Annotated in this window: 13 protein-coding genes, 1 tRNA gene and 1 riboswitch; of the genes, 9 read left to right on the plus strand and 5 right to left on the minus strand. The window is 63.2% G+C overall.

The genetic code is table 11. The annotated features are described in order from the left end of the window. Positions 1-16: 16 nt before the first annotated feature. From thiB to ACGYLA_RS04060, 3 genes are read left to right on the plus strand one after another with little or no spacing between them, the layout of a single operon-like run. A complete protein-coding gene (gene thiB / locus ACGYLA_RS04050; RefSeq protein ID WP_394430502.1) occupies positions 17-994 on the plus strand; it encodes a thiamine ABC transporter substrate binding subunit in 978 nt (325 codons plus the stop codon). Then, the gene (locus ACGYLA_RS04055; protein WP_394430504.1) at positions 970-2526 is read left to right on the plus strand and encodes a thiamine/thiamine pyrophosphate ABC transporter permease ThiP; all 1557 of its coding nucleotides are present in this window, start codon (positions 970-972) and stop codon (positions 2524-2526) included. The genes thiB and ACGYLA_RS04055 overlap by 25 nt, the downstream gene beginning before the upstream one ends. Then, positions 2513-3205, plus strand: a complete 693-nt coding sequence (locus ACGYLA_RS04060; protein WP_394430506.1) for an ATP-binding cassette domain-containing protein — start codon at positions 2513-2515, stop codon at positions 3203-3205. Before ACGYLA_RS04055 ends, ACGYLA_RS04060 begins: the two co-directional genes overlap by 14 nt. Here the strand turns inward: ACGYLA_RS04060 and ACGYLA_RS04065 are convergent. After that, positions 3202-3684: a 6,7-dimethyl-8-ribityllumazine synthase gene (locus ACGYLA_RS04065; RefSeq protein ID WP_394409422.1), complete on the minus strand. Its 483-nt coding sequence runs from the start codon at positions 3682-3684 to the stop codon at positions 3202-3204. The two genes, ACGYLA_RS04060 and ACGYLA_RS04065, sit on opposite strands and share 4 nt — an antisense overlap. Before the next feature lie 76 nt (positions 3685-3760). After that, positions 3761-3900: riboswitch (FMN riboswitch) on the minus strand. A 58-nt stretch (positions 3901-3958) separates the two neighbouring features. Here ACGYLA_RS04065 and ACGYLA_RS04070 point away from each other — a divergent pair. The 5 genes from ACGYLA_RS04070 to ACGYLA_RS04090 all read left to right on the plus strand — a co-directional run bounded on the left by ACGYLA_RS04070 (position 3959) and on the right by ACGYLA_RS04090 (position 8758). Continuing rightward, a complete protein-coding gene (locus tag ACGYLA_RS04070; protein WP_394430508.1) occupies positions 3959-4573 on the plus strand; it encodes an FMN-binding negative transcriptional regulator in 615 nt (204 codons plus the stop codon). 60 nt (positions 4574-4633) lie between these two features. Continuing rightward, positions 4634-5242, plus strand: a complete 609-nt coding sequence (locus ACGYLA_RS04075) for a glutathione S-transferase (protein WP_394430510.1) — start codon at positions 4634-4636, stop codon at positions 5240-5242. A 190-nt stretch (positions 5243-5432) separates the two neighbouring features. Continuing rightward, positions 5433-5993: a ubiquinol-cytochrome c reductase iron-sulfur subunit gene (gene petA / locus ACGYLA_RS04080; RefSeq protein WP_067623073.1), complete on the plus strand. Its 561-nt coding sequence runs from the start codon at positions 5433-5435 to the stop codon at positions 5991-5993. A gap of 15 nt (positions 5994-6008) precedes the next feature. Continuing rightward, the gene (petB, locus tag ACGYLA_RS04085) at positions 6009-7352 is read left to right on the plus strand and encodes a cytochrome b (protein WP_067265773.1); all 1344 of its coding nucleotides are present in this window, start codon (positions 6009-6011) and stop codon (positions 7350-7352) included. 11 nt (positions 7353-7363) lie between these two features. After that, positions 7364-8758 (plus strand): cytochrome c1, encoded by a 1395-nt coding sequence (locus ACGYLA_RS04090; RefSeq protein ID WP_394430513.1) that lies wholly within the window; start codon positions 7364-7366, stop codon positions 8756-8758. A gap of 271 nt (positions 8759-9029) precedes the next feature. Here ACGYLA_RS04090 and mtaB read toward each other — a convergent pair whose 3' ends face one another. Both mtaB and dapF read right to left on the minus strand, forming a co-directional pair. Next, the gene (gene mtaB, locus ACGYLA_RS04095; protein WP_394430515.1) at positions 9030-10283 is read right to left on the minus strand and encodes a tRNA (N(6)-L-threonylcarbamoyladenosine(37)-C(2))-methylthiotransferase MtaB; all 1254 of its coding nucleotides are present in this window, start codon (positions 10281-10283) and stop codon (positions 9030-9032) included. Beyond that, complete coding sequence (gene dapF, locus ACGYLA_RS04100; RefSeq protein WP_394430574.1) at positions 10280-11113, minus strand: diaminopimelate epimerase; 834 nt, start codon at positions 11111-11113, stop codon at positions 10280-10282. The genes mtaB and dapF overlap by 4 nt, the downstream gene beginning before the upstream one ends. Before the next feature lie 104 nt (positions 11114-11217). Here dapF and ACGYLA_RS04105 point away from each other — a divergent pair. Beyond that, positions 11218-11293, plus strand: a tRNA-Lys gene (locus tag ACGYLA_RS04105). Between the two features lie 62 nt (positions 11294-11355). Here the strand turns inward: ACGYLA_RS04105 and ACGYLA_RS04110 are convergent. Next, entirely contained in the window at positions 11356-12204 is an 849-nt protein-coding gene (locus tag ACGYLA_RS04110) for an ABC transporter permease (RefSeq protein ID WP_394430517.1), read from the minus strand. Between the two features lie 4 nt (positions 12205-12208). Beyond that, positions 12209-13438 carry an ABC transporter permease gene (locus ACGYLA_RS04115; protein WP_394430519.1) on the minus strand — a complete coding sequence of 410 codons (1230 nt, stop codon included), beginning with the start codon at positions 13436-13438 and terminating at the stop codon, positions 12209-12211. Positions 13439-13453 lie beyond the last annotated feature (15 nt).

Below are 13453 nucleotides of genomic sequence, written 5' to 3' on the forward strand. Positions count from 1 at the left end.
GCAAAAGGAGGATGCGATGAAGTATCTTACACTTGCTGCGGGCGTCATGGGCGCATCAGCCGCATGGGCCGAGACGCCTGAATTGACGGTCTATACCTACGACAGTTTCGTCACCGAATGGGGGCCGGGCCCGGCCATCGAAGAGGGGTTCGAGGCCGACTGCGGCTGCGATCTGAAATTCGTCGGCATGGGCGACGGTGCGGCCTTGCTGGCGCGGCTCAAGCTGGAAGGCGCGCGGTCTGACGCGGATATCGTGCTGGGACTGGACACCAGCCTCGTCGCCGCCGCGAAAGAGACCGATCTGTTCGCGCCGAGCGGTTTGCAGGCCGACTATGACCTGCCGATCACTTGGGAAGACGAGGTCTTCGTGCCCTATGACTGGGGCTACTTCGCCTTTGTCCACGGCACCGATCTGGGCGCGCCGGGTAATTTCAAAGCGCTGGCCGAAAGCGATCTGAAAATCGTGATCCAAGACCCGCGCTCTTCGACGCCCGGCTTGGGGCTGCTGATGTGGGTCAAAGCGGCCTATGGAGACGCCGCGCCGGAGGTTTGGGCGGGGCTGGCCGACAATGTCGTGACCGTGACCAAAGGGTGGTCCGAAGCCTACGGCCTCTTCCTCGAAGGCGAGGCTGACATGGTGCTGAGCTACACCACCTCTCCGGCCTATCACCTGATCGCGGAGGAGGACGACAGCAAGACCGCGGCGCTGTTCGACGAGGGCCATTACATGCAGATCGAAGTGGCGGGGAAGCTTGCCGGGTCGGATCAGCCGGAACTGGCGGATCGGTTCTTGCAATACCTCGTCTCTGATGCCGCGCAATCGGTGCTGCCGACGACCAACTGGATGTATCCCGCGGTCACGCCCGAAGGCGGGCTGCCCGCAGGGTTCGAGGGCATGATCCAGCCCGACAAGGCGCTGTTGGTGCCGAACGGCGAGGTCCCCGCGCTCCGGGAGGAGGCTTTGGACGAATGGCTGACCGCGCTGTCGCGTTAAGCGGCAAAACGGGGCTTTTCGCCGCCGCGCTGGTGGCGGGGCTGATCCTTGCCGCTTTGGTCGCCGTCTTCGCGGCGGCGGATGTGGGCGCAGGGCTTGGCCCGGCGGATTGGGCGGCGGTGCGGTTTACCGCGACACAGGCGGTTTGGTCGGCGGTGCTTTCGGTGCTGCTGGCCGTGCCGGTGGCGCGGGCACTGGCGCGGCGGCGGTTTTGGGGGCGCGGCGCGCTGATCACGCTGCTGGGCGCGCCCTTCATTCTGCCGGTGATCGTGGCGGTGCTGGGGCTGCTGACGGTCTTTGGCCGGTCGGGGGTACTGAACCAATTTGGCGCGGCTCTGGGCCTGCCGCCGGTGTCGATCTACGGGCTGCATGGCGTGGTTCTGGCGCATGTCTTCTTTAACCTGCCGCTGGCGACGCGGCTTTTGCTGCAAGGCTGGCAGAGCATCCCTTCTGAGCGGTTTCGGCTTGCTGGGCAGCTGCAGATGACGCCGCGTGCGTTGTTTCTGGCGCTGGAATGGCCGATGCTGCGGCAGGTGCTGCCCGGCGTGGCGGCGCTGATTTTCGTGATTTGCCTGACCAGTTTCGCCGTGGCGCTGACGCTGGGCGGTGGGCCGCGGGCGACGACGATTGAATTGGCGATCTATCAGGCCTTTCGGTTTGACTTTGATCTGGGGCGTGCCGCGCTTCTGTCCGTGGTGCAGCTTGTTCTGGCTGGCGCAGCGGCGGTGGCGGCGCTTTGGCTGATCCCGCCGATCAGCTTGGGCGGCGGGTTGGACCGCCCCCTGCGCCGCTGGGATGCGCGGGGGGGCGTGCAGCGGGCGTTGGACGGGTTGGTGATCGCGCTCGCCGCGCTGTTTTTGCTGCTGCCGCTGGGCGCCGTGGTGCTGCGCGGGCTGGCGGGGATCGCGGAACTGCCTGCCTCGGTCTGGCAGGCCACCGGGAATAGCATTCTGGTGGCGGGGTTGAGTGTGGCGGTGCTGGCCCTGCTGGCGCTGCCGATGGCAGGCTGGATCGCCACCCGGCGGCGCGGCGGGGTGGAGGCGATTGGCCTGATGGGGCTTGCGGCCTCTCCGCTGATGATTGGCACGGGGTGGTTCATCCTGATCAACCCTGTGCTCGACCCGGCACGGCTGAGCCTGCCGGTCACCGCCTTGGTCAACGCGCTGATGGCGCTGCCCTTCGTGCTGCGCATTCTGGTGCCGCGCCTGCGCGAGACCTTGCAGGATTATGGCCCCCTGACCCAAACCCTCGGCATGACAGGTTGGGCGCTGTGGCGGCTGCTGGTCCTGCCGCGTCTGCGCCCGCAATTGGGCTTTGCCGCCGGGCTGACGGGGGCGCTGTCGGTGGGGGATCTCGGCGTGATCGCGCTTTTCGCCGATCAGGAACGTGCGACGCTGCCCTTGCAGATGTATCGTCTGATGGGCGCCTACCGGATGGAGGCCGCGGCGGGCGCAGCGCTGCTTTTGCTGGTCTTGGCGCTGGCGGTGTTTTTCATCTGCGACAAATGGGGGCGCTGGCATGCTGACGCTTGAAGACATGCGCATTGAGCGGGGCGAGTTCTCCCTCGTGGCCGATATGACACTGGCGCAGGGGCGCAACTACGCGGTGATCGGCCCCTCCGGGTCGGGCAAGTCGACCCTGCTGGCGGCAATCTGTGGGTTCGTGCCGGTGGCGGCGGGGCGGTTGTTGCGGGAGGGGGAGGAGATCACGGATCAACATCCCGGCCAGCGCGGCATGACGATGCTGTTTCAGGACAACAACCTATTCCCGCATCTCACCGTGCGGCAGAACGTCGGCCTTGGCCTGCGCCCCGACCTGCGGCTGAAAGCGGCGGATCGAGAGGCGGTCGATGCCGCCCTCGCGCGGGTGGGGCTCAGCGATCACGCCGCCAAACGCCCCGGCGCGCTGTCGGGCGGGCAGCAAAGCCGCGTGGCGCTGGCGCGGGTGCTGGTGCAGGCGCGGCCTTGGGTGCTGTTGGATGAGCCCTTTGCCGCGCTCGGCCCGGCGCTTCGGGTCGAGATGCTGGATTTGGTCCAAGACCTCGCCCGTGAGACCGGCGCGGGGCTGATCATGGTGACCCATGCCCCCGATGACGTGCGCCGCATCGCGGATGAGGTCATCTTTGTCGAAGGCGGGCGCGCACATGCGCCGGGACCGGCGGCGGAATTGCTCGACAACCCGCCCCCGGCCCTGCGGGCCTATCTCGGCTAGGCGGCGGAAATTTTTGAAATTTCCGCGCCGTTTTCTTTTGAAGAAAACGTCTCCAGCGCTTGGGTCATGCCAAGGGCGGCCTGCGCGGCCTCGCGGCCCTTGGTGACGAAATGATCGCGGTAGATCGCGTTGTGATGATCCGTTTCCTGATAGTGGTGCGGCGTGAGCGAGACCGAAAGCACCGGCAGGTCGCAGTCGAGCCCCACGCGCATCAGCCCATCGACCACCGTCTGCGCCACGAAGTCATGTCGGTAAATGCCGCCATCTACCACGAAGGCCGCGCAGATCACGGCGTCGTAGCGACCCGTCTTGGCCAGACGCTGCGCCATGAGCGGCAGTTCAAAGGCACCGGGAACGGCAAAGCTGTCCACCTGCGCGGCGTCGATAACTTCGGTAAACCCGTCATAGGCGCGGTCGACGATATCCGCATGCCAGCTTGCACGCACAAAGGCGAAACGGGCGGAACGTTCTTGTGTCATGGTGATCTCCTTTAGGTTCAGACACGTCCACCCAAGGCGATCACGCGCAACGACCGGGGCTTCGCCCCGTCTTTGTTCGCATTCTCTTTCATCCGGACTGTGACCGTCGGCTCTGGAGTTGCACCAGATCTGCTGACACCTTCGAAAAGGCCGCTCGCGGGCTTGCGGGGACCGCTTACCGCCGGTGGGGAATTCCGCCCCGCCCTGAGAATGATGTCAGGTTGCCAAGTTGCGCAAGGCTCTGCAATACCAAAAGAAACGCATAGGAGGCACCATGCACCCCAATCCGATCTACCGCAAAGAGGGCCGCGACCGGAACCTTGCCTTTGCCCGTGACACCGGCTTTGGCGTGTTGGCGATAAACGCCGACGAGGGGCCGTTGATGGCGCATGTGCCGTTTATCTTGAACGAAGCCGGGGATTTGGCTGAGTTGCATCTGGTACGCTCGAACCCCATCGCGCGGGCGTTGAAAACCCCGCAGCCGGTGCGTTTGGCGGTAGCGGGGGCCGATAGCTATGTTTCGCCCGACTGGTACGGGATCGAGGATCAGGTGCCGACATGGAACTATGTAGCCGTGCATCTGACCGGCACGCTCGCGCTGCGCCCGGCAGAGGAACTGCCCGATCTGCTGGCCCGGCAATCGGCGATCTATGAGGCGCGGCTGGCCCCAAAGACCCCGTGGAAGATGGACAAGATGACCCCCGAAGCGCGGGACAAGATGCTGCGGATGATCGTGCCTTGCCGCCTCCGCGTCACCGGGATGGACGGCACATGGAAGCTGGGCCAGAACAAGGATGCGGCCGTGCGTCTGGCGGCGGCGGAGCAGATGGCGGCGCATGGGTTCGGTACGGATCCGGCGGTGATGGCGGCTCTGATGCGCGGGGTGTGATCGCCGTTGCGTCCGGCGCGGCGCCGTTGAATAGTGCGGGCAACCAAGGGGGGACTTCACGTGAAACTATTTTATTCTCAAACCTCGCCCTATGTCCGCAAGGTCATGGTGCTGCTGCACGAAACTGGCCAGCTTGATGATGTCGCGCTGGAGCCGACATCGGGCACACCATTGGCCCCGGCCGAGGGCTTTGCCGCGCGCAATCCGCTGACCAAAGTACCCGCGCTGGAGCGACCGGACGGATGCACGCTCTATGACAGCCGGGTGATCTGCGCCTATCTGGATGACCGCGCCGGGGCGGGGCTTTACCCTCAAGGCGCAAGCAGGTGGGACACTTTGACGCTGGAGGCCACGGCGGATGGGATGCTCGATGCTGCGCTCGCCATGGTCTATGAGGGCAAGCTGCGCCCCGAAGACAAACGCATGTCGGAATGGGTCGAAGGCCAGTGGGGCAAGGTCGATCGGGCCTGTAAGACGCTTAACAATCAATGGACTGCGCATTTGGCCGGACCTTTGGACATGGGGCAAATCGCGCTTGGCTGCGCCTTGGGATATATCGATTTTCGCCATGCTGGGCGGGATTGGCGGGCCGGAAACCCCGACCTGGCGGCATGGTTCGATGCCTTTGATTCGCGCCCTGCGATGACCCATACCGCGCCGCCGCAGTAAGCGCGCCGTAATGATATTGCCACAATCGCGGTATTTTTGCCGCGTTGGGGCGCGGTTGATCCAAGATGCGCGGCTTTGACATCTGGACGGGCGCGGTCCATCCCGGTAGATAGCGGCGAGAAGTCAGGTGGCAAGGTGACGCCACCCCTATGTCTGACGGCCAGATTTGGCCAAGAATTGGAGTAAACCCGTGTCCCAAGCAGAAGAACACGCAGGCACCCGGAGGGATTTCCTGTATTACGCGACAGCCGGTACAGGTGCCGTCGCCGTTGGTGCCGCCGTCTGGCCGCTGGTCAACCAGATGAACCCCTCTGCCGACGTAAAGGCGCTGTCGTCCATTCGTGTGGATGTGTCTGGCGTTGAAGTCGGGACGCAGCTGACCGTGAAATGGCTGGGCAAGCCGGTGTTCATTCGCCGCCGCACCGAAGCCGAGATCGAAGAGGCGAAAGCCGTCGATGTATCGACGCTGCCCGATCCGATCGCGCAGAACGAGAATCTTGGTGGCGACGTGCCTGCCACGGATGAGAACCGCGCGCTGGATGAAACTGGCGAATGGCTGGTTCAGATGGGCGTTTGTACGCACCTTGGCTGTGTGCCTTTGGGTGATGCGGGTGACTTTGGCGGCTGGTTCTGCCCCTGCCACGGGTCGCACTATGATACCGCAGGCCGCATCCGTAAGGGGCCGGCCCCACGCAACTTGTCGGTGCCTGTCGCCGAATTCGTGGACGAGTCCACGATTAAACTGGGTTAAGGGAGCGGAAGAAAGATGTCTGGAATTCCTCACGACCATTACGAGCCGAATTCGAACGGCGAAAAGTGGCTGCACCGCCGCCTTCCCATCGTTGGCCTTTTGTACGACACATTGATGATCCCCACGCCCAAGAACCTGAACTGGATGTGGATCTGGGGCATCGTGCTGACTTTCTGTCTGGCACTGCAGATCATCACCGGCATCGTTCTGGTGATGCACTACACGCCGCATGTCGATCTGGCCTTCTCGTCGGTTGAGCACATCATGCGCAACGTGAACGGCGGCTATATGATCCGCTATCTGCATATGAACGGCGCGTCGCTGTTCTTTATCGCGGTCTATGCGCATATTTTCCGTGGTCTCTACTATGGCTCCTATAAAGCCCCGCGTGAGATCACATGGATCATCGGCATGTTGATCTATCTGCTGATGATGGCCACCGGCTTTATGGGCTATGTTCTGCCTTGGGGTCAGATGTCCTTCTGGGGCGCGACCGTGATTACCGGCCTCTTTGGCGCGGTGCCCTTCGTCGGTGAAACACTGCAGACATTCCTGCTGGGTGGACCTGCCGTTGATAACGCGACGCTGAACCGCTTCTTCTCGTTGCACTATCTGCTGCCCTTCGTAATTGCGGGCCTTGTGGTTCTCCACATCTGGGCCTTCCACACAACCGGCAACAACAACCCCACCGGGGTCGAAGTGCGCCGCACCTCGAAGGAAGACGCCAAGAAAGACACGCTGCCGTTCTGGCCCTACTTCGTGATCAAGGACTTGTTCGCGCTGGCCGTGATCCTGACGCTGTTCTTCGCGGTTGTTGGCTTCATGCCGAACTATCTGGGCCACCCGGACAACTACATCGAAGCCAACGCTCTGGCGACGCCTGCACACATCGTGCCGGAATGGTACTTCCTGCCCTTCTACGCGATCCTGCGGGCCTTCACCTCTGAGGTTTGGGTTGTGCAGATCGCGTCCTTCGTGACCGGTGGCATCATCGACGCCAAGTTCTTCGGCGTGCTGGCGATGTTCGGTGCGATTGCCGTGATGGCGCTGGTGCCATGGCTGGACACATCCTCTGTACGTTCGGGCCGGTATCGTCCGATGTTCAAATGGTGGTTCGCTCTGCTGGTGATCGACTTCTTCGCCCTGATGTGGCTGGGTGCGATGCCCGCAGAAGAGCCCTATGCGAGCTTCTCACTGATCGCTTCGGCCTATTGGTTCGCCTACTTCCTCGTGATCCTGCCCCTCTTGGGCGTGATCGAGAAGCCGCTGGCGCAGCCTGAAACCATCGAAGCCGACTTTGACGCGCATTACGCGCCGAAGGCAGGCGGCACCAAGACGCTTGTGAACCCGGCGGAATAAGGATCATGACCATGATGAAGACCAACCTCCTTTCTGCCGTGGTAACTCTGGGCCTTGCCCTGCCGGGGACGGCGGTGCTGGCGCAGGACACAGCGACAGAAGAAGAACTGCTAACAACTCCGGCGGAAACGCCGGAGGCCGAAGCCGAAACCGCGCCTGCTGAAGCGCCAGCGGCGGAAGAGGCACCTGCCGAAGCTGACACCACCGCAGCCGAACCCGAGGTCGACGCGGCCCCGGCAGAGGAACCCGCGGTTGAGGCAGCCCCTGCTGAGGACACCGCAACCGAAGAGGCACCTGCTGCCGAGGCTCCGGTTGAAGACGCACCAGCTGAAGAGGCGACAACCGAAGAAGCTCCGGCTGAAACGGCGCCTGCCGAGGAAGCACCAGTAGCGGAAGAGGCCCCGGCCGAAGAAACCGCCACTGAGGATGCTGCCACCGAGGAAGCGCCCGAAGAGGTTTCTGCCGAAGACGCCGAAGAAGCGCCTGCCGAGGAAGTCGGAGCCACGGACGAAGCGCAATCGACAGCCGAGGAAAACGCTGAAAACGAAGTGATCGCCGAAGACGATGTTGCCGGTCAGGCGCATAGTGATGACCCCAACGTGGGTGTCATGGAAGCGGAAGACCACGGCGAGGAAACTGCCGCTGAAGATCACGCCGGTGACGACGATCAGGGTGACGATTCCCACGCCACACCGCATATCGACAACATCGATTTCTCTTTCGATGGTCCGTTCGGCGGTTACGACGTAAACCAGCTCCAGCGCGGTCTGCAGATCTACACCGAGGTTTGCGCGGCCTGCCACGGTCTGGAGTATGTCGCGATGCGGACATTGTCGGACGAAACCGGTCCGAACATGCCCGAAGAGCAGGTGATCGAATACGCAAAAGGCTATGACGTCTATGACGCCGAGCTGGACGACACCCGCCCCGGCACCCCGGTTGACCACTTCCCCGGGTCCAACCTGCCGAACGCACCTGACCTCTCGCTGATGGCCAAGAAACGCGCCGCGTTCCACGGCCCCTACGGTTTGGGCATCAACCAGTTCCTCAAAGGGATCGGCGGGCCGGAGTATATCACCGCGCTTCTGACCAGCTACACCGGCAAAGAGAAAGAGCAGGCCGGCACGGTTCTTTACGAGAACACCGTTTTCCCCGGCGGCTGGATCGCTATGGCGCCCCCGCTTTCGGATGAGCTGGTCGAGTTCGCGGATGAGCATGCCAACGACGTGCAGCACATGGCCGAGGATGTCTCTGCCTTCCTGATGTGGACCGCCGAGCCGAAGCTGGGCGCACGCAAACAAGCTGGCTTTGCCGGGGTTGTTCTGCTCGGTCTGCTCTCGGTCCTGCTCTATCTGACCAACAAGAAGCTTTGGGCGCCGGTCAAGAACCGCCGCAAGGACGGCTGATCGGGCTACGGCCTTTTAGAAATGAGAAGGGCGCCGGGAAACCGGCGCCCTTTTTTGTGGCCATGCGTTATGATGGCGGCCATTGGACCTAGAACCACTCAACAGGTTCCGCCCGGTGGCACAGCGGGCATCGCCCTCCCCCCCCCGGAGGGCGATTTGGCGAGGTTTCATGATGCGGAGTCGTTTCGAGTACGGCAGCCATTCCGACCGCAGTCTCGTTCCATCGCCCCCTAGGGAGGGCAATGCCCTCCGCGCTGCAGAGCAGCCGTTTTCAGGCGGTCAGCTGATTGCCTGAAATCCCGGTGATCTCGGCCTGCACGATCCCCCCCTCAACCTGCGGCGAGGCAAAGCTCACCTCGGTGAACTGCGCCGTGCGGCCCATGTGGGGGTTCTCCATCAACACGTCATGTGTGCGCCCGACCTGCGCCTCCAGATGCCGTTGCACCTGCCGCTCGCCAGCCGCCCGCAACCGTGCCGCACGCTCCTTGATCGCCGCACCATTCACTGCGGGCATCCGCGCCGCAGGGGTGCCGGGGCGGGCGGAGTAGGGGAAGACATGCAGCCAGGTGAGGTCGCATTCCTCGACCAGTTTCAGGGAGTTCTCGAACATCGCCTCGGTCTCGGTCGGGAAGCCAGCGATGATGTCCGCGCCGAAGGTCATATCGGGGCGCAACGCGCGGGCCTCTTGGGCAAACCGGATCGCGTCGTCGCGCAGGTGCCTGCGCTTCATGCGCTTGAGGATCATGTCGTCGCCATGCTGCAGCGACAGATGCAGATGCGGCATCAGGCGCGGTTCGGTGGCGATGGCCTGCATCAGGTTCTCGTCCACCTCGATCGAATCGATTGAAGAGATCCGCAACCGCGGCAGGTCGGGTACCAGCTTCAGGATGCGCATCACCAAGTCGCCGAGCTTCGGCGTCGCCGGCAGATCGGCGCCCCAAGAGGTTAGGTCGACCCCGGTCAGCACCACCTCGTTGAAGTCCTTGTCCACCAGCCGCTTGATCTGGTCCACCACCACGCCCGCGGGCACTGAGCGCGAATTGCCGCGGCCATAGGGGATGATGCAGAAGGTGCAGCGGTGATCGCAGCCGTTTTGGACCTGCACATAGGCGCGGCTGCGGGTGCCGAACCCGTCGATCAGATGGCCCGCGGTTTCGGTCACCGACATGATGTCGTCGACCTGCACGGTCTCAGTCTCGCCGATGAAATCGGCGGCCATGCCCTGCCATGTCGCGCCCTGCATCTTCTCGGTGTTGCCGATCACGGCATCGACCTCGGGCATGGCGTTAAAGGTCTCGGGCTCGGTCTGGGCGGCGCAGCCGGTCACGATCAACCTCGCCTCGGGATGTGCATTGCGCAGCTTGCGGATGTCCTGACGGGCCTTGCGGACGGCTTCAGCCGTGACCGCGCAAGTATTGACCACCACGGCGTTCTCCAGCCCCGCCTGTTCGGCAAGTTCCTTCATCGCCTCGGTCTCATAGGCGTTGAGGCGGCAGCCCATGGTGCTGAAAATCGGGGCGCTCATGTCAGGCTCTCCAAAAATGCGGGGGTGAGGCTGCCGGAGAAGACATGCATCGTCGGCCCGGTCATCCAGACGCCATCCTCGCGCCAGTCGATATGCAGCGTGCCGCCGTCGAGATCGATCCGCACGGCACGGCCCGTGAGGCCCCGGCGCGCGGCGGCCACGGCGGTGGCGCAGGAGGAGGAACCCGAGGCGAGCGTCACGCCGACGCCACGTTCCCAGACGCGCATACGGATGTGGTCCGGCCCGACGATCTGCGCGACCTGCACGTTGGTGCGCTCAGGGTAGAGCGGGTCATGCTCGGCGCGGGGGCCGAGGTCGGAGAGGTCCACCGCTTCGGCATCCGCGACGAAGAAGGTGCAATGCGGGTTGCCCATGCCGGTGGCTGTCGGATCGCCGTCGATCGGTAGGTGCAGCGTATCCATCTCGCGCGCCAGCGGCACCTCGTCCCACTTTAGCTGCGGATGACCCATGTTGACCGAGGTCAGGCCCCCCCCGGCGTCTTTCGCTGCCAGATCGCCACGCGCGGTGGTCAGATGCAGCGAATCGCGGCCTGTGTCGTCCATCAGATAGCGCGCGATGCAGCGGGTGGCGTTGCCGCAGGCGGCGGAGAGGGAGCCGTCGCTGTTGTAAAAGGTCAGATGCGCGTCGCCCGTGCCGCGCGTGATCACCGCAAGCTGATCGAATCCCACACCAAATTGCCGGTGCCCGATGGCCTGCGCCATCGCCGGGGTCACGTCGATTGCCTCCGCGCGTGCATCAAACACGACGAAGTCATTGCCAAGCCCATGCATCTTCATGAAGGGCAAACCGGGGGTCTGATCGCTGTACATTCGGCGCATATAACCCCGGCATGAAAACTAATCCAGCATCTCGCAAGATTTTCGTAATTAAGGGCTTGACCCTGCCGCCCGTAATTTCTAGTTACCCGCCTAGTGGGCCGTTAGCTCAGTTGGTAGAGCAACTGACTTTTAATCAGTAGGTCGATGGTTCGAACCCATCACGGCTCACCACTCACCCCCCTTCCTAAATGGTTATGGATCAGGTGTTTGGTGCCGCCCGCGGGCGGTTTCGCCTATTCCTGACCGCGCAGCCGGGCCGAGCGTCGGCGCAGGGCTTCCAGCACAAAAAGCATCGTCGCCGAGAGCACCACCAGCAGCGTCGCCACCGCCAGAATCGTCGGGTTGATCTGCTCGCGCAGGCCCGAGAACATCTGCCGCGGAATCGTGCGCTGCTCTGGCCCCGCGAGGAAGAGCACCAGCACCACCTCGTCAAAGGATGTCACGAAGGCAAAAAGCCCGCCCGAGATCACGCCGGGGCGGATGAGCGGAATCACCACGTCCCAGAACACTTTAATCGGTGAGGCGCCGAGGCTCAGCCCCGCGATGAAGAGCGAGCGGTCGAATCCGCTGAGCGTGGCCGTGACGGTGATGATGACAAAAGGCACGCCAAGTGCGGCATGGGCGATGATCAGCCCGGTGAAGGTGCCGACGAGGTTGAACTGCGTGTAAAAAAAGAACATGCCCGCCGCGATGATGATCAGCGGCACGATCATGGGCGACAGCAGCAACGCCGTGATCACCCGTTTGAACGGCATCCAAGGCGAGGAGAGGCCCACCGCTGCCAGCGTGCCCAGCACAGTGGCGATGCTGGCCGCCGCAATGCCGATGACGAAGGAATTGCGGATCGCGATGCGCCATTTCTGATCATCGACGATCTCCTGATACCAGCGCGTCGAATAGGCGTCCGGGTCGAGCGACAGCATGCCTTGGGTGAAGGTGAAGAATGGCTCGGCGTTGAACGACAGCGGCATGATGACGAGGATCGGCAGCATCAGGAAGACCAGCACCAGCCCGGCCATGATGCGCAGGCCGTAATGCCCCGCCTTGTGCCAGATCGTGTAATAGTCGGGCAGTTGGCTCATGACGTCATCCCAGCTTGAGGTTGTCGGTGCCGACGAAACGGTCGAACAGCCAGTAGAGAACGAGGATCAGGATCAGCAGGAGCGAGCCCAAGGCCGCCGCCAGTTCCCAGTTGTTGGACACCTGCATGTGGAAGGCGATGATGTTCGAGATCATCTGCCCATCGGTGCCGCCCACAAGTGCGGGCGTGATGTAGTAGCCGACCGAGATGATAAAGACCAAGAGCGCCCCGGCAGAGAGGCCCGGCAGGCTCATCGGCAGGTAGATTTTGTACCACGCGCCGATGGAGTTCGACCCCATGGAGATCGCCGCGCGCATGAAGCTCGAATCGATCCCGCGCATCACCGCGTAGAGCGGCAGCACCATGAAGGGCAGCAGGATGTGGGTCATGGCGAGGATGGTGGAGAACTCGTTGTAGAGAAGCTCGATCGGTTCGTTGATCAGCCCGGCCCAGATCAGGGAGGAGTTCACCACGCCCCCGGCTTGCAAGAGCGCGATCCACGCGGTGGTGCGCACCAAGAGCGAGGTCCAGAAGGGCAGCAGGACAAAGACCATCAGGAAGTTCGCCGTCGCGGGGCTGGCTTGCGACATGTAGAAAGCCAGCGGATAGCCCAGCAGCATCGTCAGCCCGGTGATGATCAGCGCCATCTTCAGCGTCTTGGTATAGAGCTGTTTGTAGATCTGTGTGTCGCGTTGGACGATGTCCCCTTCGGAGTCGTATTCCATATCGACAGCGGTGAGGTAGTAGCTCGACGTATAGACCTGCCCGGCGCTGCGGATCGCGCGCCAAGTGGCGGGTTTGGCCCAACGGTCGTTCTTTTCCAGCAGCATCTCGGCGCCATTGGCGGCGAGCTCGACGTCCTCGGCGCGGCGCAGGCCCCGGGCGGTGGATTTGATGACGCTCGACATGCCCGGCAGGGCGCGGTTGATCTCATCGGCGAACCTGCCGGAGGTGCGGTTGCCCGCCATGCGCTTCATGTCGATGGCCATCTGGGTGATGACCGCCGTGTCGGGCAGGCTCTCGCCCTCCCAGTCTTCGAGCATCTCCAGCGTTTCGGGCACCAGTTCGGCCACGGTGGGGTTGTAGACGCTGCGGAACAGCATCGTGGTGATCGGCGCGACAAAGGCGAAAAGAATGAAGAGCAGCAGCGGCACCACGAAAAGAAACGCCTGCAGGCGGCGTCTGCGCATTTGGCGACGGGCGTTGGCGGCGTCTTGGGAAGTGAGGCTGGACACGCGGTTACTCTTCTA

It is taken from the genome of Sulfitobacter sp. 1A13679 (assembly GCF_043557115.1).
Classification (GTDB): Bacteria; Pseudomonadota; Alphaproteobacteria; order Rhodobacterales; family Rhodobacteraceae; genus Sulfitobacter; species Sulfitobacter faviae.

What these genes read in the sequence shown, in the direction of transcription:
- thiB (WP_394430502.1), top strand. Translation starts at nt 17, where the DNA reads ATGAAGTATCTTACACTTGCTGCGGGCGTCATGGGCGCATCAGCCGCA.
- ACGYLA_RS04055 (WP_394430504.1), top strand. Translation starts at nt 970, where the DNA reads ATGGCTGACCGCGCTGTCGCGTTAAGCGGCAAAACGGGGCTTTTCGCC.
- ACGYLA_RS04060 (WP_394430506.1), top strand. Translation starts at nt 2,513, where the DNA reads ATGCTGACGCTTGAAGACATGCGCATTGAGCGGGGCGAGTTCTCCCTC.
- ACGYLA_RS04065 (WP_394409422.1), bottom strand. Translation starts at nt 3,684, where the DNA reads ATGACACAAGAACGTTCCGCCCGTTTCGCCTTTGTGCGTGCAAGCTGG.
- ACGYLA_RS04070 (WP_394430508.1), top strand. Translation starts at nt 3,959, where the DNA reads ATGCACCCCAATCCGATCTACCGCAAAGAGGGCCGCGACCGGAACCTT.
- petB (WP_067265773.1), top strand. Translation starts at nt 6,009, where the DNA reads ATGTCTGGAATTCCTCACGACCATTACGAGCCGAATTCGAACGGCGAA.
- ACGYLA_RS04090 (WP_394430513.1), top strand. Translation starts at nt 7,364, where the DNA reads ATGATGAAGACCAACCTCCTTTCTGCCGTGGTAACTCTGGGCCTTGCC.
- mtaB (WP_394430515.1), bottom strand. Translation starts at nt 10,283, where the DNA reads ATGAGCGCCCCGATTTTCAGCACCATGGGCTGCCGCCTCAACGCCTAT.
- dapF (WP_394430574.1), bottom strand. Translation starts at nt 11,113, where the DNA reads ATGTACAGCGATCAGACCCCCGGTTTGCCCTTCATGAAGATGCATGGG.
- ACGYLA_RS04110 (WP_394430517.1), bottom strand. Translation starts at nt 12,204, where the DNA reads ATGAGCCAACTGCCCGACTATTACACGATCTGGCACAAGGCGGGGCAT.